General features: G+C 46.7%; 21 protein-coding genes. 11 read left to right on the top strand and 10 right to left on the bottom strand.

Features of this window, described 5'->3' with window-relative positions:
- Position 1 precedes the first annotated feature (1 nt).
- The 4 genes from IEV98_RS21970 to IEV98_RS21985 all read left to right on the top strand — a co-directional run bounded on the left by IEV98_RS21970 (position 2) and on the right by IEV98_RS21985 (position 3,691).
- The gene (locus tag IEV98_RS21970) at positions 2-1,189 is read left to right on the top strand and encodes an aspartate aminotransferase family protein (RefSeq protein ID WP_188508200.1); all 1,188 of its coding nucleotides are present in this window, start codon (positions 2-4) and stop codon (positions 1,187-1,189) included.
- Between the two features lie 163 nt (positions 1,190-1,352).
- On the top strand, positions 1,353-1,889 hold the full coding sequence (locus tag IEV98_RS21975) for an RNA polymerase sigma factor (RefSeq protein WP_188508201.1): 537 nt from the start codon (positions 1,353-1,355) through the stop codon (positions 1,887-1,889).
- A gap of 22 nt (positions 1,890-1,911) precedes the next feature.
- Positions 1,912-2,472 (top strand): hypothetical protein, encoded by a 561-nt coding sequence (locus tag IEV98_RS21980; protein WP_188508202.1) that lies wholly within the window; start codon positions 1,912-1,914, stop codon positions 2,470-2,472.
- Positions 2,459-3,691 carry a hypothetical protein gene (locus IEV98_RS21985; protein WP_188508203.1) on the top strand — a complete coding sequence of 411 codons (1,233 nt, stop codon included), beginning with the start codon at positions 2,459-2,461 and terminating at the stop codon, positions 3,689-3,691. Before IEV98_RS21980 ends, IEV98_RS21985 begins: the two co-directional genes overlap by 14 nt.
- A 14-nt stretch (positions 3,692-3,705) precedes the next feature.
- Here the strand turns inward: IEV98_RS21985 and IEV98_RS21990 are convergent, their stop codons facing one another.
- Entirely contained in the window at positions 3,706-4,695 is a 990-nt protein-coding gene (locus IEV98_RS21990) for a DUF8457 domain-containing protein (protein WP_188508204.1), read from the bottom strand.
- Positions 4,696-4,922: 227 nt separating this feature from the next.
- Between IEV98_RS21990 and IEV98_RS21995 the strand changes: the two genes are divergently transcribed.
- The gene (locus IEV98_RS21995) at positions 4,923-5,504 is read left to right on the top strand and encodes a thymidine kinase (protein WP_188508205.1); all 582 of its coding nucleotides are present in this window, start codon (positions 4,923-4,925) and stop codon (positions 5,502-5,504) included.
- A gap of 203 nt (positions 5,505-5,707) precedes the next feature.
- On the opposite strand, the gene IEV98_RS22000 is transcribed toward IEV98_RS21995, so the two are convergent.
- From IEV98_RS22000 to IEV98_RS22030, 7 genes are all read right to left on the bottom strand, one after another.
- Positions 5,708-6,223 (bottom strand): glutathione peroxidase, encoded by a 516-nt coding sequence (locus tag IEV98_RS22000; protein ID WP_188508206.1) that lies wholly within the window; start codon positions 6,221-6,223, stop codon positions 5,708-5,710.
- Positions 6,224-6,267: 44 nt separating this feature from the next.
- Positions 6,268-7,134, bottom strand: coding sequence for an N-acetylglucosamine kinase (locus tag IEV98_RS22005; protein WP_188508207.1), 867 nt, complete (start codon positions 7,132-7,134; stop codon positions 6,268-6,270).
- Between the two features lie 74 nt (positions 7,135-7,208).
- Entirely contained in the window at positions 7,209-8,516 is a 1,308-nt protein-coding gene (locus tag IEV98_RS22010; protein WP_188508208.1) for a TolC family protein, read from the bottom strand.
- Positions 8,513-11,626: an efflux RND transporter permease subunit gene (locus tag IEV98_RS22015; protein ID WP_188508209.1), complete on the bottom strand. Its 3,114-nt coding sequence runs from the start codon at positions 11,624-11,626 to the stop codon at positions 8,513-8,515. The genes IEV98_RS22010 and IEV98_RS22015 overlap by 4 nt, the downstream gene beginning before the upstream one ends.
- A gap of 18 nt (positions 11,627-11,644) precedes the next feature.
- Entirely contained in the window at positions 11,645-12,703 is a 1,059-nt protein-coding gene (locus tag IEV98_RS22020; RefSeq protein WP_188508210.1) for an efflux RND transporter periplasmic adaptor subunit, read from the bottom strand.
- Between the two features lie 132 nt (positions 12,704-12,835).
- Positions 12,836-14,155, bottom strand: coding sequence for a gluconate:H+ symporter (locus tag IEV98_RS22025; protein WP_188508211.1), 1,320 nt, complete (start codon positions 14,153-14,155; stop codon positions 12,836-12,838).
- 30 nt (positions 14,156-14,185) lie between these two features.
- Complete coding sequence (locus IEV98_RS22030; protein ID WP_188508212.1) at positions 14,186-15,676, bottom strand: gluconokinase; 1,491 nt, start codon at positions 15,674-15,676, stop codon at positions 14,186-14,188.
- Positions 15,677-15,741: 65 nt separating this feature from the next.
- On the opposite strand from IEV98_RS22030, the gene IEV98_RS22035 reads away from it, so the two are divergent.
- Entirely contained in the window at positions 15,742-16,332 is a 591-nt protein-coding gene (locus IEV98_RS22035; RefSeq protein ID WP_229738903.1) for a hypothetical protein, read from the top strand.
- A 30-nt stretch (positions 16,333-16,362) separates the two neighbouring features.
- Here IEV98_RS22035 and tamL read toward each other — a convergent pair whose 3' ends face one another.
- Positions 16,363-18,672, bottom strand: a complete 2,310-nt coding sequence (gene tamL, locus IEV98_RS22040) for a translocation and assembly module lipoprotein TamL (protein ID WP_229738904.1) — start codon at positions 18,670-18,672, stop codon at positions 16,363-16,365.
- 44 nt (positions 18,673-18,716) lie between these two features.
- Between tamL and IEV98_RS22045 the strand changes: the two genes are divergently transcribed.
- From IEV98_RS22045 to IEV98_RS22055, 3 genes are read left to right on the top strand one after another with little or no spacing between them, the layout of a single operon-like run.
- On the top strand, positions 18,717-19,499 hold the full coding sequence (locus IEV98_RS22045) for a TrmH family RNA methyltransferase (RefSeq protein ID WP_188508214.1): 783 nt from the start codon (positions 18,717-18,719) through the stop codon (positions 19,497-19,499).
- 37 nt (positions 19,500-19,536) lie between these two features.
- Positions 19,537-20,325, top strand: a complete 789-nt coding sequence (locus tag IEV98_RS22050) for an SDR family NAD(P)-dependent oxidoreductase (RefSeq protein WP_188508215.1) — start codon at positions 19,537-19,539, stop codon at positions 20,323-20,325.
- Positions 20,322-21,302: an NAD-dependent epimerase/dehydratase family protein gene (locus IEV98_RS22055; protein WP_188508216.1), complete on the top strand. Its 981-nt coding sequence runs from the start codon at positions 20,322-20,324 to the stop codon at positions 21,300-21,302. Before IEV98_RS22050 ends, IEV98_RS22055 begins: the two co-directional genes overlap by 4 nt.
- An 8-nt stretch (positions 21,303-21,310) precedes the next feature.
- Here IEV98_RS22055 and ku read toward each other — a convergent pair whose 3' ends face one another.
- Entirely contained in the window at positions 21,311-22,066 is a 756-nt protein-coding gene (ku, locus tag IEV98_RS22060) for a non-homologous end joining protein Ku (RefSeq protein WP_188508217.1), read from the bottom strand.
- Positions 22,067-22,206: 140 nt separating this feature from the next.
- Here ku and IEV98_RS22065 point away from each other — a divergent pair, with 140 nt between their 5' ends.
- Together IEV98_RS22065 and IEV98_RS22070 are read left to right on the top strand one after the other, a co-directional pair.
- Positions 22,207-23,766, top strand: coding sequence for a phytoene desaturase family protein (locus tag IEV98_RS22065; protein WP_188508218.1), 1,560 nt, complete (start codon positions 22,207-22,209; stop codon positions 23,764-23,766).
- On the top strand, positions 23,753-24,634 hold the full coding sequence (locus IEV98_RS22070; RefSeq protein ID WP_188508219.1) for a cupin-like domain-containing protein: 882 nt from the start codon (positions 23,753-23,755) through the stop codon (positions 24,632-24,634). Before IEV98_RS22065 ends, IEV98_RS22070 begins: the two co-directional genes overlap by 14 nt.
- The last annotated feature ends 47 nt before the right edge of the window (positions 24,635-24,681 follow it).

Raw genomic sequence — 24,681 nt, forward strand, 5'->3', positions numbered from 1 at the left:
CATGCTTAGCAACAGGCAGCTTTTTTTACTGAATACCGCCCAAACATCCCACACACCGCGCCTCATAGAAATTGACCGAGCGGAGGGCGTTTATCTGTATGGACCCAACGGCGAAAAATATATCGACTTGGTTTCCGGCTTTGCGGTGAGTAACATTGGTCATCGGCACCCGCGCGTGCTCCAAGCCATAGCTAACCAACTTGATAAATTCCTGCACGTGACCGTGTATGGCGAATTTATACAAGCACCCCAGGTAGCACTGGCAACCAAGCTGCTTGCTGTACTTCCAGAACGGTACGATACCGTCTATTTTACCAATTCGGGCACCGAAGCTACCGAGGGCGCCATGAAAATTGCCAAGAAGTTTACGCAAAGACGAGAAATCATCGCCGCGGAAAAAGCCTACCACGGGAGTACCCAAGGAGCTTTGAGCCTTATCGGAAACCCAGCATATCATACAGCCTACGCACCGCTCCTACCCGAAATCAACTTCATCCGCTATAACCATATCGATGATCTGGATAAGATTACGACAGCTACTGCGGCAGTCATTCTGGAAGCGGTACAAGGCGAAGCAGGTATTCGCATACCCGATGTAAACTACATGCAGGCCGTCCGCAAACGTTGTGATGAAATGGGTGCGCTACTCATCCTTGACGAAATACAAACCGGTTTCGGACGCACGGGTAAGCTGTTCGCCTTCCAACACTATGGTATCCAACCCGATATCCTGCTGCTGGCAAAAGGAATGGGTGGAGGTATGCCAATAGGCGCGTTCGTTGCCAACAAAGCAATCATGGATGTCATAAAGGAAAACCCCATGTTGGGGCATATTACCACCTTCGGTGGCCATCCGGTAAGTTGTGCGGCTGCACTGGCGTCGCTCCATGTCATACTGGACGAGCACTTGGTTGAAGGAGTGGAAAGAAAGGCTCAATTGTTCCGTCAATACCTCCAACACCCCCAAATCAACGAGATACGTGGCATCGGATTGATGCTATGCCTGCAATTGGACACCTTTGATCAGGTAGAATGCATCAGCAGAAAATGTGCGGAAAACGGGGTAATTATTGACTGGTTCCTACACTGTGAAACTGCCTTACGCATCGCACCGCCACTTACCATAAGTGAAGCAGAAATAGCGACCGCATGCAACGTGATTCTGGAAGCGATAGCACAGCAGCGTTAAATCGTGTCGCCCGTATCGACGATTAACATTCTTTTTCGGAAATAGATTTTTTTTATATAGCGTGCAACACACGCCTTTTCCACTGCGTCTATTGATTAGTGAATCGGAGGAAATGGTGGAACGGCAGGTTGTACGATTTTGGGACCATAAATAACATAGTTAGTTGGAAGCCTCATTTAGTGACAAGCATTATGAATTGGTAGTGGCCTGCAAACGCGGTGACCGCCAGTCCCAATTCAAATTGTATAATCTATATGCCAAAGCGATGTACAATACGGCGCTGCGTATCGTCCAAGATGAAGCTGAGGCTGCCGATGTACTTCAAGAAGCGTTTATCGACGCATTCACACGACTAGATAGCTTCCGGCAAGAAAGCACCTTTGGGCTTTGGATGAAGCAGATTGTAGTAAATAAGTCCATATCTGCCCTACGCAAACGCAAATTGGAATTGCAACCTTTGGAAGCGGGCGATGAAGTGCCCAACGAGGAACCGGAAGATAATGGGGTGGAACTGCAGGTAGCAGCCGTCAAGCACGCTATCGATAAATTGCCTGATGGTTATCGATTAGTACTTACATTATACTTACTGGAGGGGTATGATCATGAAGAAATTGCACACATTCTACGGATTAGCGAAGCGACTTCCCGTAGTCAGTTTCTCCGCGGGCGGCGAAAATTACTGAACTACTTAGCAAATTGAATGATAAAATATAGGAGGCGATATGAAAAAGGATTTGAAAGCATTCATTAGTGAAAACCGGGCGGCATTCGATCCGGCAAATCCGCCACCGGGGCTATGGCAACGGATCGCTGATGAGTTGGATAATCGCGAACAGTCGCGCGACGAAAAAGCCGGCATACGGAAAATATGGCTCACTCACATATTGAAGGTCGCTGCCATTACATTTTTGATCGGCACCGCAGGTATTTTGGTGTATTTCCACGGGAAGAGAGATGCTTACATTGATTACAGCAGGATAAATCCTGACTTGGCCGCGGAACAGCAGGTGTATGCTCAACTAGTAACACAAAAAAAGGACTCCATTGCTTTCATTGCAACTTCGAACCCCGCACTATATGGGGAGTTTTCGAAAGTACTCGGTCAAATGGAGACCAATTACGAAATGCTGAAACAGGAGTTTGCCAAAAGCCCAAATAAAGAACTGACGCTAGGAGCCATGATCCGCAATCTACAAGCACAGATTGACGTCCTCAGTCAGCAAATGGATGTATTGAACTATATTAATGGAACAAAAAGCCAAACCAAAGATGAACAGATTTAACAGCTATATCGCCTTGACAATGGCTCCGTTGCTCTTAGCGACGGCCCTGTCCGCACAGTCAACACGGCAGCGGCTGCATAAACAGGAGAAGGCAACCATCCAAAGCATTGGCCAGCTGGCCACCGAACTGAGCATTGACGTGGCCGCTGCCGTGAGCCAAATCGATTTTGAAACACGCACACTGGACACAGAAAACCTCATTGCGCTCTCGATAGAACAACATTTATCTCCCATCATCCATCAAACCGGAGCCATCGCGCAAGAGATCGGTCAATTGAACTGGGAACAATCTTGGGAATCGGATATGAATCATATTCTCGGCTTCCAAAAAGAAAAAATAATCGAGAAAATCTATCCGGTAACCAATCGACAAACAATTAGCATCGATAACCAATATGGCAAGATCGCCATCCATAATTGGGCACGTAATGAAGTGAAAGTGACTGTTAAAGTACGTACCGCGGAAAACTCAGAACGGCAAGCTCAAGAGGCGTTGGACCGCGTACGCATTGACCAATCCAAGTCTGAAGATAATATTTCTTTTAAGACACACATCGATTCTGGCAACTCAAATTGGTGGTCGTTATTAACCAGCGGCGCAGCCGATCGTGCATTACGGATAGACTATGATGTTTATTTGCCGAAAGGGAATGATTTAGCACTAGCGAACCGCTATGGTGCCATCGAATTGGCTGATCGGGAAGGCAATGTCGCATTATCGGTGAGTTATGGAAGCTTACGCGTCGGCCATTTAAACGGGCAGGACAACTCGCTACTCATTACCTATTCCAAAGCTGAGCTGGAGTACCTCAATGAAGGCGATATCGCCGTCCGTTACGGCGGGTTTACATTATCCGAGGCGGAAAAACTCACCTTGTCACTAAGCTATACGAGCGGAAGTGAAATCGGAAAAGTAAACCGTGAAGCAGATATCAGCCTGCGATATAGCGGTGGATTCAAAATGGGGCTCGGACCGGATATACAGAAGGCCAACGTGGCGGCCTCTTACTCCAATGTGAGTATCGAACCTGTAACAGAAGCAGCATTTAATTTCAACGTGGCAATCAGCTATGGCGGGTTTGACTACGACCGCGACCGCATCAATATCAGCAGCAGCTCCGAAAACAATACATCGAAAAGCTATAGCGGTTATTGGAACAAGGCCACCGGCAATGCTGTCAGCGTCAGTTCACGATATGGAGCCGTAAGTCTAAAATAAAAAAAGGATAGGCTTTATGACCCGAACCTTTTCCTAAGAATGGCATATAGCTTATCTACAGCAATTTGTTTATCAACCCAGTTGTTTTTCTTTGCGTAATTGGCTTGCAAGAAAGCATCTGCAGAAGCAAAATCATCATACCTGTTCAACAATTCGATTGCCTCGCTATACGCCAAGCTGTATCCGTTAAAGAGATCTTTGATAAATAACAATTTGTCATTGAGGCTGATGGCCGATTTGATATCTAAGATTCGATCGACTTCGCTACGAGCCGCAAATAGTGGGCTGCTGCCTGCCTTACGCTGTGCCGATAATATTTCATTGATAGAAAGTGGCCGTGAGGGTTTCTCTTCGTCCGAAGGAATTACCTCTTGCTTGTCAGGCACATCGATTTCCACGGCCTTCTGCTGGATGGTTACCTCCTCCGAAACAGGTTCCTCCCCAATATCGGTCTCTTTATCTGTTTCCTCAGCGCCAAAATCCGGCTCGGGCAGGTCCGACTCTAGCCCTTCACTAGGCTGGTTGTCTTCTTGTTCAGTCTCATCCTCATCTTCGCCCTCGGAATCATCCACATCCCGCTCCACAACGTCTATTGCCTCTTCCTCCACAACGTCATCGACATTTTCCTCCGCATACTCATCCTCCTCATCCATCGTAGAATCATCCGGATCATCAACTTCAGTATCTTCGACTTGCTCAGTATGTGAGGCTTGCTCTTCCGCACTATCGATGGCCGGCGTAAAGATAATCTCATCCGAATCAGCCACCGCTACCTCATTAGTATCGTCCGTTTCAACTTCAAGACCACCAAGTGTTCCGATTTCAGCCTTCTGCAACTTGTTATATACGGCTACATACGCAGCAAAATAATTAACGGTAGCCTCAAAAAGATCACCTTTTAGATTACTTTGCCCTGTCGTATCGTTTTCCAAATCTGGATACTGATCGTTAATATCGTTCAGTAAATCTGCTATTTTTTCTAAAACCTGCTTTTTTGTTGCCATAAAATCGAAACTGATACTTGTGTAATCGATAAAAGATGAGTCAAACTTAGGCAAATTGCTATTCATATGCAAATGATAGTGCCCGCCAAAGCAAAGTAATTGACTGATTGTCTAGCTAATGGGCGAAACAAAAAACCATAGTCGAAAATTAACATTAAATACAGATATTAGCAAACCTTGGGAATGCCTTGAATTAAGGTTGCCAAGCAGAACACGAAGAATATACCATGTTGTTTTCAGAAGATCGGTTTGTGGGCAGAGACACTCCCTATGGGAGTATCGAAGTGATTTGTGGTTCCATGTTTTCGGGAAAGACCGAAGAACTCATCCGCAGAATGCGACGTGCGCAGCTTGCCAGATTGACCGTAGAGATTTTTAAGCCTGCAATGGATACTCGCTATCACCACACCAATATTACGTCACATGATAGCAATAGTATATCATCTACCCCTGTTGATCATTCATCGACGATTCTGCAATTGGGAAGCGCTGCAAACGTGGTAGGTATCGATGAAGCACAGTTTTTTGATAACGAGCTACCTAACGTGTGCAACCGGTTAGCCAACGGCGGTATCCGGGTCATTGTAGCCGGTCTAGACATGGATTTCATGGGTCTTCCATTTGGCCCGGTACCAGCTTTGATGTCCATCGCCGAGCATGTGACCAAAATGCATGCGGTATGCATCCGATGCGGGGCACCTGCAAATTACTCTTATCGTGTTGCCAAGGGTGAACAAAAGCTACTATTGGGTGAAAAGGATCATTATGAACCGCGATGCCGGGCATGCTTTTACCGAACCGGTGAATAACATTCGGCCAACCTGATTGGTTCTATTTATTTTTCCGTCAAAAGACTAATCCGCTTATTTCTTCGTTTTATTAGGTGTAATTACTACGCATAGCGGTAGTTGTAATGCATATGTTGGTGCATTGATTTTCAATTGTCTTTTCATAATTTAGGTTTATAATTGGTTAGTTCGAAGCCTCCTGTTAAACAGGAGGCTTCTTTGTTTTACAGCTTGCTGATAAGTTCGTCGCTCAATGGCTCGGTTTTAGAGCGGAAACGATGAATGAGATTGCCCTTTTCGTCTATCAAGAACTTTTCAAAATTCCATTTGATGTCGCCAGCAAAATCAACATTTTCGGTTGTCGTAAGGTACTTAAACAAGGGAGATATGTCATCTCCTTTCACACTGCTTTTTTCCGCTAACAAGAAAGTCACCCCAAAATTCTTTTCACAAAATCCCTGAATTTCAACATTGCTCCCAGGTTCCTGCCCGCCGAAATTATTGGCTGGAAAGCCGATGACGACCACCTTGTCTGCATATTTTTCTGATAGCTCTTGCAATCCAGCATATTGCTTAGTGAACCCGCATTCGGAGGCAGTATTCACGAGCAATAGCTTCTTGCCTTTAAATTCAGAGAGATTTACTTGTTTACCATCAATAGCGGTGAAGGTAAACTGATGCACATTATCCGCTGAATGATTAATCATCATTGCAGCCAGTATTAAAACAACTAATTTCATATGCTTACGTGTTTACTTAAAATCTCTAACTGTTGAGTTCCGCCCTACGCCTGTATTTCGTAGTTCTTTTCCCGTTGAACGATATAGTTAAAAAGCTCGGTTATCGGACGCCGTAACACTTTCCCTATCTTGACGTCTTGCTGTTCACAGACCTCACGTAATTGCTCAATAAAATAGAACGCAATAGACCCCACAAAATGACATATATAGTCCCTATGGTCTGGAAATGGTTTAATGTTTGTGACGATGAATTCCCTAAATCCCGTTATGAGTAATTCGTCTATGAAGGGGTGGTCTGCGTGCGCCCCCATGAAAAGAGCTAATGAGGCTAGATACGCATTAGGAGAAGCGCGTTGATATACGTTCTTGATAATAATTTCTTTATTTATACGATACTTTGCATAAAATTCGGCCGAAAGATCAGCAGGCATAACACCATACAAGAATTTGGTTACCAATTGTTTTCCAAACCATACGCCGGAGCCCTCGTCTCCGAGTACATAACCGAGACCTTGTCGGGTAGGTAGCACTTCATGTCCGTCAAAGAAACTCACATCGGAACCGGTGCCCAGCGTAGCAATATAACCCTTTCGATCGCCGCAGGTTGCGTAGGCTGCACCGACAAGATCGGTTTCCACTGAAATGAAGGAGTTGGTAAAGAGTTGCGATAACGCATTGGAAACCATTTCGCGTCTGTCCGGACTTGTACACCCTGAGCCAAAAAAATAGACTTCACTCACGCGATCCGCATATGGCACGATTTCTTGAGCATTCTGTATTATTTTTGCAATATCTTTTTCATTCACAAAAAAAGGATTCAACCCCTTCGTTGTAAATGCCAACCGCTCGCCGTCGGGTAATGCCAACATCCAATCCGATTGGGAAGATCCGCTGTCTGCTACTAATATCATGGGATAATGGTGTTTATTGCGTTAGCCTTCTTCGGATATCAAATATCGGATTAATTATGTGAAAATAAAAACCCTTACTCAACCTTTAACGCCCCTGCTATTTGGTTTAGTGTTATTTCAGCCAATTTAGCTTGATACTGTGCTGTACTGTATCGGGTACTGGCGTCCACAAAATTGCGTTGGGCTTCACGAAATTCCAGCGGTGCGATACTGCCCAGTTTAAACTTCTCCAGCGTGATGTCCATATTCTCGTTGGCGATGTCTCTATTCCTTTCCTCAAGTCGCACCAACTCCAAATTCATCAGATAAGTCTGATACGCAGCCAGTAATTGTGCTTCGATATTCTTATTGATTTTATCGACCTCAATTTCTGCGGCTTCCATGGCAAACTCCGCATTCTGCTCATTCCGTCGTTGCATAAAACCGTTGAAAATATTCATCGACGCGGAAATGCCATAATTGAATCCATTGTTTCGCGATCGGGTGGAAAAACCCAATTGCGTACTGGATTGCGAACGGGTATAGGCTGATGAGATGGCGACAACGGGATAACGTTCGCCTTTGATGCGTTTCAACTCCAACTGACTGACCCGGTGGTTGACAATAGCCGACTGCAAAGTTGGATTCAATTGCTTCGCCAGTTGGAATAGTGTTTCGTAGTGCAGGTCATTTGCAATCACAATGGTATCGACAACACCGAAATCTGTATTCACATCGCGAGCCAACAATTCGTTCAGCCTCACTTGACTCCGCCGATATAGGTCGTGCTGACGCAGTAGATTTGTTGTGTCTGTATTGAGGTCCACACTGGCTGCTAACACTTCCAGTTTAGAAGCCCTACCAATCTGATACCTATTTTCAGCCGTTTGATAGCGGAATGCGGACAATTCAAGGGCGGTCTGCGTAGCGTCTATCAGTTGCTGTTGCTGGACCAAGTCAAAATATCCGCTTACCACCTCATATACGGTTGCCAAGATGGCTGCCTTTAGATTGGCTTCGCCCAAGGCTTTTAATTCCTTAAGCTGCTCATAACGCGTAAACATTTGAAGCCCATCAAATATAGTCCAATCCAAATTGGCACCATAGGCCATTGACCGATTCCTCGCGCCACGCAAGGCCCGGGTTTCGCCACTAAGAAGCGTTTGCGTAGTATTTTGGATACCTGCAGCAGCAGATACATCGCCACTAACAACGGGCAACATACCAGCATTGCCGATGTGCACATTGTTCGTCGCAATGGCAACGTCTTTAGCTACCAAACGAATATCATAATTATTTTCCAATGCAATGGCAATGGCGTCGTCCAACCTAAGCTCGGGCTCGGACTGAGCTAGCCCATAAAAGGGCGTGATAAAGCAAACAATAATAATCAGTCTCTTCATAATGAATGTGCACCTGCCGCCACTTCTTCTTCTACACGCTTTGCTTCTTCCAAATCGGGGTTCACTTTATGCGCTCTTGACCACAATGCATAAACGGCCGGGATAATATATAGGGTAAGTATCAATGAAAACAGTGTTCCACCGACAATCACCACGCCCATTCCGATCCGGCTTGTAGCAGCTGCCCCAAATGCCATGGCAATAGGCAATGCTCCCAATGAGATAGCAAGGCTAGTCATCAGGATGGGACGGAGCCGTGCTTCCGCAGCTTCTATGATGGCCTGGCGCACCGGCCTGCCCCGCTCTTTCAGCTGATTGGCAAACTCCACGATCAGAATACCATTCTTGGTGACCAAGCCGATAAGCATGACGGTACCGATCTGACTAAAAATGTTCCATGACTGCCCAGTAAGCCATAGGGAAAGCATGGCCCCGGCGACAGCCATGGGCACCGTAAGGATAATGATAAATGGATCCAGAAAACTTTCAAACTGAGCAGCAAGGATTAAATAAACCAACAACAACGCCAAGCCAAAGGCGAACAACGTATTGGAGCTACTCTCCTGGAAATCCCGCGATTCACCACCTAAGTCAGTTGAAAAGCTATCATCCAGCACCTGATCTGCGATCCGGTCCATCGCTTCAATCCCATCTTCAATCGTTCGGCCGCGAGCCAATGAGGCGGAAATGGTGGCCGACATAAAACGGTTGTTGTGGTACAGTTGCGGCGGGCTGCTTTTTTCCGTCATATCCACTAGATTATCGAGTTGCACCAATTCACCGGTACTACTGCGAACAAAGATAGTCGCCAAGTCCAACGGTGAGCTTCGGTCGAGATCCGAGAACTGACCAATCACCTGATATTGTTTCCCATTCAGCAAGAAATAAGCAAATCGCTGTCCACTCAGCGAAAGCTGCAGCGTTTGTGCAACGTCTAATACCGATACGCCAAGGCTCTGCGCCTTATCTCTGTCGATGCTGATATTGAGCTCTGGCCGATTGAACTTGAGATTCACATCCACATTCGCAAATGTGGGATCAGCCGTCGCTACACGCATAAATTCGGGTATCTTTTCTTCAAGTTTCCCAAAATTCGGCGCTTGGATGATATACTGAATAGGCATTCCTCCCCGTCGGCCTACAGAAATAGTCGGTTGCTGGGAAATAAAGGTTCGCGCTTCCGTATATTTCCTAGTCTGGCGTGTCAAGGCTTCTGCGATCTCATCTTGCGATCGCTCGCGGTCTTCCGGCGGCACCAAACCGATACGCATCATTCCCGTATTTGCTGACCCGGTACCTGAAAAACCTGGCGATGTATTGACCATATTGACGGTTTTCTCCGGCACGGAATCATTGACCAATTGGACAAGCTCCAGCATAAAACGATCCATGTATTCAAACGTACTTCCTTCTGGTGCCGTCACACTGGCACGTACGAGGCTCCGATCTTCGTAGGGTGCGGTTTCTTTCCGCAAATGAACCCAAAACCAAGCAATCAGACCAAAGCAAACAGCAAGTATTGGAAAACTGACCCATTTGGTGTGCATAAACCGACGTAGGGAATTAGCATACCCTGTGGTCATCTTGACAAAATATGGTTCGGTCACGTTGTAAAACCAGGAATGTTTGGCATTACTGCGCATCAGATAGGCGTTGAGCATGGGTGTAAGCGATAGCGATACGAATGCCGAAATCAATACCGCGGCAGCGATCACCACCCCAAACTCTCGAAATAACCGTCCCACAAAACCCTCCATAAACATCACCGGTAAAAATACAGCGGCCAGAGTGACGGAAATAGAGACGACAGCAAAAAATATCTCATTGGCCCCTTTAATGGCAGCCATGATGGGAGACATGCCCTCCTCTACTTTTTTGTAAATATTTTCCGTAACCACGATACCATCGTCGACTACCAGACCGGTAGCCAATACAATTGCCAGTAGTGTGAGTACATTGACCGAAAACCCAAACAGATACATCACAAAAAAAGTGGCAATCAGTGATACGGGGATATCAATTAACGGACGGAATGCAATACCCCAATTCCGGAAGAAAAGAAAGATAATTAAAATCACCAAAATCAACGCGATGACAATGGTCTCGGCAACTTCTAAAACCGAACGCTTCACGAATAGCGTATTGTCTATGGCGACCTCCATTTTGATATCTGAGGGTACTTCATTCTTGAGCTGCTCAAAGCGCTCATAAAATGCATTAGCAATATCGATGTAGTTGGTGCCTGGTTGTGGTATGATCGCCATAGCGGCCATAACGGAGCCCGACTCGCGAAACTCGCTTTCTAGATTTTCCGGGCCAAGTACGGCGTTTCCAATATCTCCAAACCGGATTATACGGTCACCCTCCGATCGGATAATCAAATCATTGAACTCGGCTTCGGTAGTTAGGTTTCCAATGGTTTTTATCGCCAGTTCAGTATTTTCTCCGGTAATTTTTCCTGATGGTAATTCTACATTCTGGCGATTCAATGCATTACGAACATCCAATGGCGTAAGCCCATAAGCGGAGAGCTGCATCGGGTCGATCCATAATCGCATGGCGTATCGCTTTTCGCCCCAAATCTGTACCGAACTCACCCCAGGCAATGTCTGCAAGCGCTGTGCAATCACATTATCAGCAATCTCACCAAGATCGAGCGGCGAACGCGATTCGCTTTGTACCGTCATCACGATGATCGGCTCGGAATCGGCATCAGCTTTGGATACTACCGGTGGCGCATCGATATCCTGCGGGAGGCTGCGCATGGCCTGAGATACCTTATCCCGAACATCATTCGCCGCCTCTTCCAGGTTTTTGCTTAAGAGAAATTCAATATTAATCCGGCTGGAGCCCTGACTGCTCGATGAGGAAATGTTACGGATGCCGTCGATCTGGTTGATCGAACGTTCCAGCGGTTCGGTAATCTGGGATTCGATGATATCTGGATTGGCGCCGGCGTAATTGGTCCGTACCGATACGATTGGCGGATCTATGGAGGGAAACTCGCGTACTCCCAGGAAAGTATATCCAATGACGCCAAACAAAATAAGCATCAAGTTCATCACGATCGTAAGAACCGGCCTTTTAATACTTATGGTGGAAAGACTCATGGGCTTATAATTTACGTCCTATTCGACAACCTGCACGGCTACCGGCATTCCGTCGGTGACTGACATGATACCGGAAATCAATACGGTGTCGCCTATATTCACTCCGCTGGTAATCAACACGTCGGAGCGGGTACGATTTTCAGCTTCTACCGGTATTGCGGTAGCCTTACCATCTTTCAACAAGAACACTTGTTTGCCGTTTTGAATGGGGATCACCGCTTCGGTAGGTACCAGAACTGCGTTTTCCATCCGATCCAATGGTAATTCAATACGTGCAAAGGAGCCTGGAAAAAGCTGTTCTCCGGGATTTTCTGCGATGGCTCGAATGCTGACCGTCCGCGTGGTCGCATCTACACCGGGTTCGATGGCATAGATCTCTGCGTGGTACTTCGTATCCGATCCGCTAATGCCAAAGGTCAATCCTTGTCCAACCTGGATCTGACCACTGTACTTCTCAGGCACTGAAAACAAAATCTTGACAGGATTGACACTCAATAAATTCGCTACCACGGTAGTCGGTGTAAGGTATTCACCCTCAGATATCGATCGAAGGCCTATTTTTCCACTAAAAGGAGCCCGTACCGTAGTTTTAGCGATCTGAGCGCGGATCAGTACGGTCTGCGCCTTGGCCGACTGGTAATCCGCATGAGCCACGTCATACTCTTGCTGGCTAATGGCTTCCTTTTCCAATAGCAGGCGAGCACGGTTTTCATTATCCTCTGCCAATTTTTCACTGCTCTGCGCCTGAATGAGCTGCGCTTGCAATTCGGAATCATCAATGCGCAAGAGCACTTGCCCTTTTTGAACTGCCGTTCCCTCACGGAAAGACAACGTTCTTACAATACCAGAAACTTCACTGCGAATCTGCACCTGTTCATTGGGCTCGATAGACCCCGATAGCGTAATGATATTCGAAAATTCCCGAGGAGCCACTATAACCGCGTTGACCTCCATCATACCTGGCTCCTGGGGTGAAGTCGGCGCCGCTACTTTGGGCTTGTCATTACGCGTCAAACGATAACTTATAAAGGCCACAGCAACGATTGCTATCGCAATATAAAGGTACTTCTTCTTCATTTTAGTATCTGAATGTCTGGCTTTGGATAATGCCCACCACCTCAAAAAGACATAAATGTACAGCTTTAAACGCCCAAAACTACTTGAATCATCAAGTATTTTATCGCTGTATCACATTTTTTACCGAACAGGCTATATATAAATATCCAATATCAAGACACCAACGAGCCCCACAACGGAAACAATACTCTCCATGAGCGACCACGATAAAATGGTATCGCGAATACTAAGGCCGAAATATTCCTTAAACATCCAAAAGCCGGTATCGTTGACGTGAGAGAACATGAGTGAACCTGCCCCCGTGGCGAGTACCATCAGCTCAGGGCTGGTATTGGTCGACCCGATAAGTGGCAATACGATGCCGGCGGCCATGAGCCCTGCCACAGTCGCCGAGCCAAGCGCCACCCGGATAACAGCCGCAATGGCCCATACCAAAATCAAGGGCGAAAAAGAGAGCTTGCCTGCCCATTCCGCTATATGATCACCTACCCCGCTATCTACCAATACTTCCTTAAACGATCCGGCAGCACCTATGATCAACAGAATCATCGCAATGCTACGCACCGAATCTTCCAAGTTATCCATAACGACTTTCATCGTTTTTCCGCGTGCAATGCCCATAGTGTAGACGGCGACAAACACCGAGATCAGCAACGCAATGGCGGGATTTCCTATGAACGACACGATAGCCGCTGGTCGAGAATCGGTTGGGAGAATAAGTAGTAATGATGAAGAAAAGGCAATGAGCAATACCGGAAGCAATCCGGTAAATAGGCTGATCCAAAAACCGGGGCTTTCTGCGTCGGCCGGCATCTCCACATTCACAAATTGGGCTGGTGGATTCGGACGGATGCCTTTCAATGTCCAGGAAAAGACGACACCTCCCAGGATAATTGCCGGAATCGCAACCGCAATCCCATAGATCAGGGTGAGCCCCATGTCCGCATGATACAACGTACCAATAGCAGTTGGCCCCGGATGCGGGGGTAAATAACCGTGTGTCACAGACAACGATGCCAGCATGGGCAGTCCGACGTAAATAAGCGGTAATCGAGTCTGTGCTGCAATTGCAAAGACAAAGGGTACCAAAATGACAAAGCCTACATTATAGAACATTGGAATACCAACCGCAAACCCAATAATCACGACCGCCCACTGTACGTTCTTCCGACCGAATGCGTTAATCAGGCGCGTAGAAATTCGGTGCACACCGCCCCCGTCGGCAATCAGTCTGCCAAGCATCACGCCAAACCCCAATATCATGGTGAGCGAACCTAACGTACTCCCCATTCCCTTTTCGATGGAATTAACTACATCCGAGGCAGGCATACCCAAGGCCACCCCGACAGCCAAAGAAGTAATAATGAGTGAAAAAAAAGCACTCAGTTTGAATACAATAACAAGAAGCAACAGCAATAACACCCCACATGCAACAATAATGATAGGTACCATCTTTTTTAATTGGTTTATTAATATGATCGATTAAAACTCATCCTTGATCTTGTCATATAGCCGGCCAAACCGGTCAAAATTTTCCATATAAACGGAATATACTGCCGGATTGGGGTCATATCGATCCTGCTCCGACTTATGCGCTAGTGCATCGAAATCCGAAATCTTGCCCAAGGCCTTTAGCGCAACGATATAGGCACCCTTAGCGGCATCTTCCACACTTTCTTCCCGCACCAGTACCTGTCTATTAAAAACATCCGCTAGCAATTGTACCCAAAGCGAGGATCGGGCAAACCCACCATTGGCATGGATAACTTTAATCGGACCTGCGATCTCTTCCAATACCTTTCCTACGCTATACATTCCGTATATGACGCCCTCAAATACGGCTCTTGTAAAATGAGCCTTCCGGTGGTGCATCTGTACGCCAAAAAACATGCCTTTCGCTTTCGCATTCCAATGCGGGGCACGTTCGCCTGCGAGATAGGGCAAGAAAACCAACCCCTCGGCACCGGCGGGCACTGTGGATGCATCATTGGCAAGTAACTCAAAAGCTGTCGCTTGGGGTACACCGGCAGGGCCGAAATTCTCGCCATACCAACGGAGCGCCACTCCACCGCTATTCACTGCTCCCCCCAAAACAAACAGGTTGTCTGTGAGCGCGTAGCAGAACGTTCGGGCTTGTTGATCGGTTACGGGATGGTTAGACATCATCCGTATCGCCCCGCTTGTACCGATGCTAACCGTGGCTTCTCCTGCCCCCACGGCGTGTGCACCCAAATTAGCCAAGCAACCGTCACTGCCGCCCACAATAAACGGCGTATCCACTGGAATGCCCATATCGTCAGCATAGCGCTTGGTTAAACCCGACAACGTATAGGTAATGGGTACCGGTTCGGAAAGCTGCATCGATGAAATGCCCGCCAAATCGAGGGCTGGGGCATGCCACTGGAAAGCATAGATATCAAAAAGGCCTGTTGCGGAGGCAATGGATTCATCCACCAGATAACGACCGAATAACCTCAAGAACACATATTCCTTGATGGATATAAATTTTTGTGCTTTTGAAAAAATAATGGGGAGGTGGGTTCGTATCCAGCACAATTTACAGAGCGGCGACATCGGATGAATAGGTGTACCGGTTTTCAAATAGATGCCAATCCCATGGGGCGTACCTTTTAACCGAGTTGCAAAGGATTCGCTACGCGTATCGGCCCATGTGATGCAGTTCGTCAGTGGCTGGTCTTGCCTATCCATGGCGATGAGGCCATGCATGGCACTGCTGAAACCAACACCCAATAGCTGGGTACCCACAGCGCCTTTCTTTACCGTTTGGACTACCCGGGCAATGGATTCGACCACGGCTGACAACAACACATTGGGATCCTGCTCAAAATGACCCGGTTGCGGGTTAAGTAGCGAATAACTAACGTGGTATTCGGCAATAATGCTACCGGCCAAGCGAAAAGCAATTGCCTTGGTACCCGACGTACCGATATCCACACCGATGATATAGTCCATGAATGTAATCAGCTCTAATTGGAAAGATGGAAGTAAAACACCTTAGCAGCCACAAATATAGAAAAATGCGCAACTTCTATCTTTTTTCCTTAACATTGCATGATTCAACACCAACTAAAGGAATGTGGAAATTCGGTTGTTTACTGGTTACATTGTTTTTTTCTGGATTGTTGCACGCGCAGCACAGCAACGGCATTGACCATTTCATCGTTAAGGAAAACCTCATCAAAAACGGTAAATTGGCCATCATCGCTACAGATGCCGACGAGAATCCGACGGACTCTATATCAGGAAGCTATCAATTTATCATCAACGGTTTCAATCAGGAATTGAAATTCCATGAGGGTGTGGCCATAACCCCAAATGCCATCGAAGCTTCAGCATTCGTATTCATTAAACATCGCAACCAACGAGGCTCCCAAGGGCGGCTATATTATGTACTGAAAAATGACACCGGACTAAAGCCCATTGCCATCAATTGGTACTACCTCATCCTTATCCCGGCAGTGATCCTGCTGGTCGCTTACCTTTTCAAACGGCTAATGGTATTGGCAATCGTGATTCTGATCGGTCTTTTTATCTACAATTATAGTAAGGGGTTGGATCTTGAAAGTATTTTTGAAACGATTACGCATGGGATAAAGGGGTTGATTTGAGGATTAAAAATCAATCTACATATCTTCAAATCAAAAAGGCATCCCAATACCGAAGTTATACTGAATGAAATTATAACGGTCAGGTGCGTTGGTAATGCGATATCGTTCTTTAAATTCCCGGCTATTGAAAAATTCGGAAATCACCCATTGTTTTGCACCATTGAACTGCGGGTCGCGTACCTTCATCCCCGCATCCAGCCTGATAACGAAATAATCCAGGTCAAACCGTAGTCCCGCACCTGCGCCGACCGCCAACTGCCCGAGGAAGCGATTAAATTTAAACTCACCGCCGGGATTCAGCTCATTTTCGTCGATCCGCCAGATATTGCCGAAATCGATAAATGTCGCCGCTTTCAACTTTGCACCAAATATATCATTCACCAGCTTAAAACGATACTCCGCATTTCCTTCCAGCTTAATTTCTCCGAGCTGATCGAGATTGCGGAAATTGAGGCGCAAACCGGGGTCAAGCACTTCCCGGTTGTAATTACCGGGGCCCAACGTGCGGGCCTGCCATGCGCGGATACCGTTCATACCGCCACCGAAGAAACTTTTCTCAAAGATCAGCAAACTCGAGTTATTACCATACGGCAAAGCAACGCCTGGATTGAGCCGTAAAACCAATTGCCTATCTCCCCCTAGGTGCCGATAATACCGTAAGTCCGTTTCAACCTTTGCATATTGCAAGTAAGGCACGCCCAACACCTCTTTCTCGCCATCTACATTTCGTTTGAAATCAATAACCTGACTGGCTAATCCCAACAGGTTGCCGCTCAAATCCAATGCACCTCTAAAATACAAAAAGTCCTCCAGCCGGGATAACCTAACGGCATTCACGGTATAAGCATATTGGGAGCCCAGCCCAAAATAAGCCCTGTTGTTGCTGCGTACATAAAGCAGAAATCCTTGGTCGACCAGCCGTTGTGCAAATTCGCTGTTCAACCTTCCGTACCGGTATTCCAAAACGATCGGGGTAAGATTATGCTGTTTATAGCGCGTGTCAAACCAATTGTATGACAGCGTGCCACTAAAATATCGGTTAGAGTAAGTTTGAAACTGATCGAATGCCTGTAAATTGGCCGAAAAAACCGTTCGGGGCAAACCGCTTCTGCCGACAGGCGGAACCGCGAATGGCGTAATCAGTCTCGGCACGGTGATGTTAATACCCACTTGGAAATCATTGTTGAATACCCGATCTAGCAGGTTACCCGGTAAACGTGAGTCAAACAACACCCCATAACGCAGCTTCACTTCCAATTGTTCCAGACCACCGAAAAGGTCGCGATGGGTAAAGGTATTTCCAATATTGAAGCCGCTCATCCCTGCATTGAAGGTGTATTCGCCTTCGATCTGATTGCCCATATAGGGTCGTGTCACCAATTCATAATGTACTTTTAGCCGGTTAGAATCCGGCTTATCGTAGCTTATTTTTACGCTGCGGAAACCATTTAGTTCATAGAGCCGATCATAGGTAAGATTTTCCATATCGACATTATAGCGATCTCCCTGGCGATGGAAAAGGTAACGAGCAATGGGTGCCGCACGGAAACGCCCTGTGTAATCTTGGAAATACAAACCATCGGTCAACCGGGTTTCCTTCGGCACCGGCCGATTAAGGTCGGGCCGATCATGCCGGATGGTCACGAAACTGCTGTCTATCGTAAACTTGGTATGCACGGTCTGACCTTCGGGATTATCGACAAAAAGCCGGATATCCGCTTGGTTGCTGCGAAGGCTTGAATCGACGTCCACCCGCATATATTGCCGCAAATACTCGTAATACCCCTGTTGACGCATGAGGTGATACACACGTTCACGTTCGGCCACCAATGAATCCGCGTCATAACGCGCACCGGGTTTGATTTTAGTGAAACGGCTCCGCTCCTCATTGTACAGCTGTTCCAACTGCGGATCGGCTATATCCACATCCACTTTACGCAAGGTAAACGGTTCTCCCGGCACTACATGGAAATAAATATGCGCCCGCCGCTGCTTCAGGGTAATCTCGTGGTTTACCGTTGTGTTGAAATAGCCCTTGGATATCAGGTAGCGACTGATTTGCTGGGTGGAAAAATCAACCAATGTGCTATCCAAAAGATGTGGTGGTTCGCCCACGTTACGGATATTCTGGGTGCGGTAACGCCCCTTACGCGCGTTGGCCAGGTTATAGATAAATAGATTAATGCGCGAATTAGGGCGGATATCCGGTGGAATGTAAGCTTTTGCTTGTTCGGCAAATTGAGGATCAATCCCGCTAATTTCCACTTTGGCCACCAAAGCCTGTCCATCTTCCAATAAGCGGGTAGAACGACAGGATGAGAATAATACCAACAAAAGCATTATACTTGCATAGGCAAAAACACAGTTCCGTTTAACCATTGACAATGCTTTCAAAACTGCAAATCCGTACGATCACGTCGCTCCATCATAAAAAATTCCGTAGAGAACATGGATTGTTTATTGTAGAAGGCATTAAATCCGTTATGGAATTCGTTCATTCCGACTATATTGTACAACATGTCTTTTATACCGCCCAAGCGGCCGCAAAATTCGTCAAAATACCTCAAAATATAAAATCGGATGAAATCAGCGAACAGGAACTGATACGTATCAGTTCCCTGAAAGCACCACAAGGTGTTCTGGCGCTGGTATCTATCCCCTCCTATCCGGCACTTAGAAGTAATGCATTGAGCGGAGATTTCACGTTAGTCCTCGATGACATACAGGATCCGGGCAACCTCGGCACCATCATTCGCACTGCAGAATGGTTCGGGTTCAAGCGCGTCGTGTGCTCGGCAGGAACAGTGGATACTTACAATCCCAAAGTTGTGCAAGCAAGCATGGGATCCCTCGCCCGGATGGAGATCCATTATACCGATATAGCCGAACTGATCGCACATACACCTTTGCCGGTTTTTGGAGCCGTTCTTGAGGGCATGCCCATTTATGAGACTGATTTTGGTCATGAAGGGCTAATCATATTGGGCAATGAGGGTAGTGGCATCAATGCAGCCATATTACCTCACCTCAAACATCGCGTTACAATTCCCCGTGTAGGTAGAGCTGAATCGCTCAACGTCGCTGTTTCCGCAGCGCTCTTCTGTGCGGAACTGGCAAGAAAAAGAAACCGGGAGGGCGATAACTCACCTGTGTCAACGGATTTGTGAAGATGATTACAAGGAAATTGTCGTATTTTTACCGACGATGAGCAGAACGTATGCATTAATAACGGGGGCTAGCCAGGGCCTAGGTAAAGCCTTTGCTCTAGAATTAGCCAAGAGGCAAATAAGTACCATCCTGATCAGTCTGCCCGGGGAAGGCCTAGATGTCGTGGCATCTCAAGTGGAAGCATTGGGGCAGGAAGCACATTGCTATGAAACAGATCTTACCCAAAAGGAGAATATTGTAGCATTGTCTGCCTGGGTCAACCTGCATTTTCCGCTAAGCATTTTGATCAACAATGCCGGATGCGGGGGTACGCAGCCTTTTCAGGATGTCAGTCTGGATTATCTTGATCGCATCATCCAGCTCAATGTTAAAGCCACTTCATTGCTCACCCATCAGTTACTGCCCAATCTGATAAAACGCGATAAAGCGTATGTGCTCAATGTGGGTAGCGTGGCTGCTTACAGTCCCATTGGATACAAAACAGCCTACCCAGCTTCCAAAGCATATGTGCACAGCTTCACACGGGGGCTGTACCAAGAATTCGCGGACAGTAACATATTCTTCAGTGTGGTCAATCCTGGACCGATGATGACCAATGCCGATTCTTCGGCGCGTTTACAGCAACAGGGGTTCTTTGCCACAATGGGACTGCTTACCCCCGAGCAGGTTGCGGCAATATCCATCCGGCAGCTCTTCAGGCGGGACACGCTCATCATGCTCAATTGGGTAAACAAGCTAACTTGGATAGTTATGAAATTCCTTCCGGTATATATCCGACTTCCACTGCTGACCAACGCCATAAAAAAGGAGATTAAGCGCGCATGAAGGTATTGGTCACCGGCGCAAATGGCCTCTTGGCCACGAACACAATCGTCGCGCTCCTGTCCCGCGGCTACCAGGTAAAAGGGCTCATCCGCGACACTAAAAAATTCCTCTTACCACAACAAAACAGCCTTGAATTGGTCGTCGGAGACATTACCGATGCGAAATCGCTGGATCGAGCCTTAGCAGACTGCGATTACATCATCCATTGCGCGGCTACCACCGATCAAAACCTACTGCACTACGATGACTATCATCGCATCAATGTAACAGGCACCGAAAACATCATCCAAGCTGCGTTGAAACATCAGGTTAAAAAGATTGTGTATGTGGGTACTGCCAATACCTTTGGCTATGGCACATTGCCAGCACCGGGTAATGAAAGCCTACCGGCGAAACCCCCGTTTACCAAAGCGTGGTATGCTAAAAGTAAGCTAGAAGGACAATACCGGGCTTTGGCCATGGCAGATAAGATAGCGGTTACCATAGTAAGTCCCACATTCATGATCGGTCCATATGACGGAAAACCCAGCTCGGGCACCATCATCCGCATGGGTTATGCCAAAAAGTTAGTATTTTACCCTCCCGGCGGTAAAAATTTTGTAAACGTGGAAGACGCTGCGAATGGGGTGACGAATGCCCTGGAGAAAGGCAAAAATGGCGAGGCTTACCTCTTGGCTGGTGACAACCTCACTTACCGTCAGTTTTTCGAAAAACTAAACGAACAAACAAGCCAACGCACCATACTCATCCCTATACCAGCACTGGTTTTGTTAGCTGCGGGTTATATCGGTGATTTTTTCCGTGCGCTCGGCCTAAAAACACCCCTTTCGTCTACCAACATGAAAATACTCTGCGTGAAGAATTTTTACTCCAATCAAAAAGCGCAACAAGAATTAGACATCACCTTTCAGCCCATCGAAAACGGTATCTGCAAAGCCATCACATGGTTCAAAGCCCATCAAATGCTTCGTCACTGATGCCCGTTTTATGCCAAACTTGCTTTCAACTGCTCCAGCAAGTCGGTCGATGTTGTGGCTTTCACTTTCAGCTTCCTTAAGGTAGGGCGTTTTCCTTTCGCTTTCGCACGGATTATCTTCATCAACTCTTTGCCATACTCATCTTTGTATTGCGCGATGTTGAACTCACCGGTATGCTGCTTGATTAATTGAACGGCCATATCCATCTCTTGTTTCGCAATTTTCATTCCCGAAGGAATGTTCAATTCATCTGTATTCCTCACCTGCTCATGAAACCTGAGTTTGTTGAGCATCAATACTCCTTCATATGGCCTAATGATGGCAAGATTTTCCGTATTTCGCATCACGAAAGTAGACAGACCGGCCATTTTTGTCCGTTCTAGTGCTTTGAGCAACAGAAGGTAAACCCTTTCCCCGCCTTTTTGCGGCTGGAGATAGTAAGGTGTCTCAAAATAGACGCTTTCAATATCAGCCTCTTTCACGAACAACTGTAAGTTTATCATTTTGGTTTTCTCCGGACTGGCTTCTTCAAAATCGGCATCCTCCAGTACAATGTAATTGTCCTTCAATAGAAAACCCTTCACAATATTATCCCAATTAACTTCCTTCCCTGTTTGTTCATTGACGCGCTTATACCGTATGCGGGATCGGTCTTTCCGATCAAGCATATCAAAGTCGGGTCGACTATCCACCGTGGCACTGAATAGTTTTACAGGTATATTGACTAATCCGAATCCAATCGCCCCTGTCCATATTGCTCTCATATATTAACCGATTTTTTGTAGAAAACAATGCAAGATCGATTTTGTTGCTTGGAATTGAGTATAATCGCACAGCTCAATTTATGTTGATGGATTCCGGTCGTAGTGGCGTTATTTCGACAAATCGTTATCTTTACCACAAAATGCATAGACCGTTTGATATTGTCGTTATTGGTAGCGGGTTGGGTGGGCTCGTATGTGCCACTATTCTCGCTAAAGAAGGACTCAATGTATTGGTATTAGAGAAAAACAAACAATATGGCGGTAATCTACAGACGTTCGCACGCAACCGTTGTATCTTCGATACGGGAGTCCATTATATCGGTGGTCTAGAAAAAGGGCAAAATCTCTATCAGTATTTCCATTACTTGGGCATCGCCGAAAAACTTCGTCTCAAACGCATGGACAACGATGGATTCGATAAGATTACTTTTGACAACGATCCCATTGAATATCCGTATGCACAAGGTGGTGACAACTTCGTCGCCCAACTTAGCCGGTATTTTCCCGATGAACGCCGCGGTATTGAGCTGTTTTACAACAAGATGAAGGAAGTTTGCCAAAGCTTCCCGCTATATCACCTCAATGCAGAAGAGGCATACGAATGGGACGAAGAAATTTTGGGGATGAAAGTGAGCGATGTAGTAAACAGCTGCACGGTCAACCCCAAACTACGCGCGGTTCTTGCGGGCGCAAACTTGCTATATGCCGGAATTGCCGACAAGACGCCGTTTTACGTACACGCGTTGGCCATTAACTCTTACATTGAAAGCGCATGGCGATGTGTAAACGGTGGTGGCCAAATCGCCAAGCTACTAATCAAGGAGCTACACAAACATGGTGGAAAGTCGCTGAAATACAAAGAGGTGTCACAATTTCATATCGAAAATGGCTTGCTCCGCGCCGTATCAACCACCGACGGAAACACCTATCATGCAGCCACGTTCATCTCAAATATCGACCCGAAGCAGACGCTCCGCTTAATTGGCAATTACCCGATACGTAAATCCTATGCTAACCATATCAGACAGGCAGAAAACACCATTTCTTCATTCAGCCTCTATATCGTACTGAAACCGGGTAGACTGCCCTACATCAACAAAAATTACTACCATTTTAAGGACGAGGCTAGTGTATGGAGCAACATCCACTACCGTGCAGCAGACTGGCCTGCCGGCTATATGGTATCCATGAATGCCAAAAGCGAAAACGATCAATGGGCAGAAGGAATGACCGTATTTACTTATATGCGTTTTGATGAGGTCGAGGAATGGTCAACAACCCACAATACGGTCGCAACGACCGGTTACCGTGGCGATGGTTACGAGCAATTCAAACGACAGAAAAGTGAGATCATGCTCGACGAATTGGAAAAGAAATTTCCAAACCTACGGCAACATATCCACGCAACCTACGTATCCACCCCGTTGACCTACCGCGACTACATCGGTAGCGAAACGGGAGGAATGTACGGCTTTGTCAAAGACGCTGGCCAGCCGCTTAAAAACTATCTTCCACCCCGTACGAAAATCAAAAACCTGCTGCTTACCGGCCAAAGCGTCAATATGCATGGAATCCTGGGTGTAACCATCAGTGCGGTGTTGACCTGCGCGGAGCTTTTGGGTAAGGATTACCTATTGGGTAAAATCAATCGCACAAATCAAATCGAACCGCAAACCATCGATGCTTATGGGAATATTTAATCTGGAACCATTGGAACGCATACAGCCTATTCCAAAGGCTGAGTTTATCAAAAATTACCATCGTCCGCAACGACCCGTGCTCATCGAAAACCTGACGAACGCCTGGAACGATAAGTGGACATTTGATCATGTTAAATCATTGGTAGGTGAACAAACGGTACCACTCTACGACAATAAACCTGCGCAAGGGAAAGAAAGCGTATACGAACCCGTAACCTCCATGCGGTTTAGTGAGTACATCGACCTGCTAAAAACGCAACCGACCGACCTGCGAATTTTTTTCTATACATTGAAAGACCATTGCCCTCAATTGCTTGAAGATTTTGAATATCCTGATATCGGCTTGAAGTTTTTCAAGCGACTACCCGCCCTATTTTTCGGTGGCGGATTATCCAAAGTCTTCGCCCACTATGACATTGACCTGCCCGACAACCTACATATACACTTTGAAGGAAGCAAACGAGTCGTGCTATTTGGTCCTGATCAAAGCAAATACTTATATAAGGTCCCTTTTTCCATCCACAATATCGACAAAATAGACATGGAGAACCCCGATTTTGACCGATACCCCGCCTTGAAGTACGCTCGGGGATATGAAGTATATATGAAACACGGCGATGCGCTCTACATGCCTGGTGGTTGGTGGCACTACATTACCTACCTCGATGGTGGCTTCTCGATGACATTACGTGCGTTACCCCGTACACCGGAGCGCGCGGCCCAAATGCTGTACAATGTATTTGTGATGCGCCTCATAGATAATACTATGCGAGGCATACAGGGCCAGAAATGGCTCGACTTCAAAGAACGTTGGGCATATCGACGGACGCAGCGACTACTGTCACATCGATCTCAACGCAAGACGTAGCAGTCGTGTTCTACCACCGCGAAATAGGGAAACTGGTGTGCGTCCGT

Source organism: Parapedobacter pyrenivorans (assembly GCF_014636865.1).
GTDB lineage: Bacteria > Bacteroidota > Bacteroidia > Sphingobacteriales > Sphingobacteriaceae > Parapedobacter > Parapedobacter pyrenivorans.

Coding starts and splice junctions, on each gene's coding strand:
- IEV98_RS21970 (WP_188508200.1), top strand. CDS start 2: ATGCTTAGCAACAGGCAGCTTTTTTTACTGAATACCGCCCAAACATCC.
- IEV98_RS21980 (WP_188508202.1), top strand. CDS start 1,912: ATGAAAAAGGATTTGAAAGCATTCATTAGTGAAAACCGGGCGGCATTC.
- IEV98_RS21985 (WP_188508203.1), top strand. CDS start 2,459: ATGAACAGATTTAACAGCTATATCGCCTTGACAATGGCTCCGTTGCTC.
- IEV98_RS21990 (WP_188508204.1), bottom strand. CDS start 4,695: ATGGCAACAAAAAAGCAGGTTTTAGAAAAAATAGCAGATTTACTGAAC.
- IEV98_RS21995 (WP_188508205.1), top strand. CDS start 4,923: ATGTTGTTTTCAGAAGATCGGTTTGTGGGCAGAGACACTCCCTATGGG.
- IEV98_RS22000 (WP_188508206.1), bottom strand. CDS start 6,223: ATGAAATTAGTTGTTTTAATACTGGCTGCAATGATGATTAATCATTCA.
- IEV98_RS22005 (WP_188508207.1), bottom strand. CDS start 7,134: ATGATATTAGTAGCAGACAGCGGATCTTCCCAATCGGATTGGATGTTG.
- IEV98_RS22010 (WP_188508208.1), bottom strand. CDS start 8,516: ATGAAGAGACTGATTATTATTGTTTGCTTTATCACGCCCTTTTATGGG.
- IEV98_RS22015 (WP_188508209.1), bottom strand. CDS start 11,626: ATGAGTCTTTCCACCATAAGTATTAAAAGGCCGGTTCTTACGATCGTG.
- IEV98_RS22020 (WP_188508210.1), bottom strand. CDS start 12,703: ATGAAGAAGAAGTACCTTTATATTGCGATAGCAATCGTTGCTGTGGCC.
- IEV98_RS22025 (WP_188508211.1), bottom strand. CDS start 14,155: ATGGTACCTATCATTATTGTTGCATGTGGGGTGTTATTGCTGTTGCTT.
- IEV98_RS22030 (WP_188508212.1), bottom strand. CDS start 15,676: ATGGACTATATCATCGGTGTGGATATCGGTACGTCGGGTACCAAGGCA.
- IEV98_RS22035 (WP_229738903.1), top strand. CDS start 15,742: ATGCGCAACTTCTATCTTTTTTCCTTAACATTGCATGATTCAACACCA.
- tamL (WP_229738904.1), bottom strand. CDS start 18,672: ATGCTTTTGTTGGTATTATTCTCATCCTGTCGTTCTACCCGCTTATTG.
- IEV98_RS22045 (WP_188508214.1), top strand. CDS start 18,717: ATGCTTTCAAAACTGCAAATCCGTACGATCACGTCGCTCCATCATAAA.
- IEV98_RS22050 (WP_188508215.1), top strand. CDS start 19,537: ATGAGCAGAACGTATGCATTAATAACGGGGGCTAGCCAGGGCCTAGGT.
- IEV98_RS22055 (WP_188508216.1), top strand. CDS start 20,322: ATGAAGGTATTGGTCACCGGCGCAAATGGCCTCTTGGCCACGAACACA.
- ku (WP_188508217.1), bottom strand. CDS start 22,066: ATGAGAGCAATATGGACAGGGGCGATTGGATTCGGATTAGTCAATATA.
- IEV98_RS22065 (WP_188508218.1), top strand. CDS start 22,207: ATGCATAGACCGTTTGATATTGTCGTTATTGGTAGCGGGTTGGGTGGG.
- IEV98_RS22070 (WP_188508219.1), top strand. CDS start 23,753: ATGGGAATATTTAATCTGGAACCATTGGAACGCATACAGCCTATTCCA.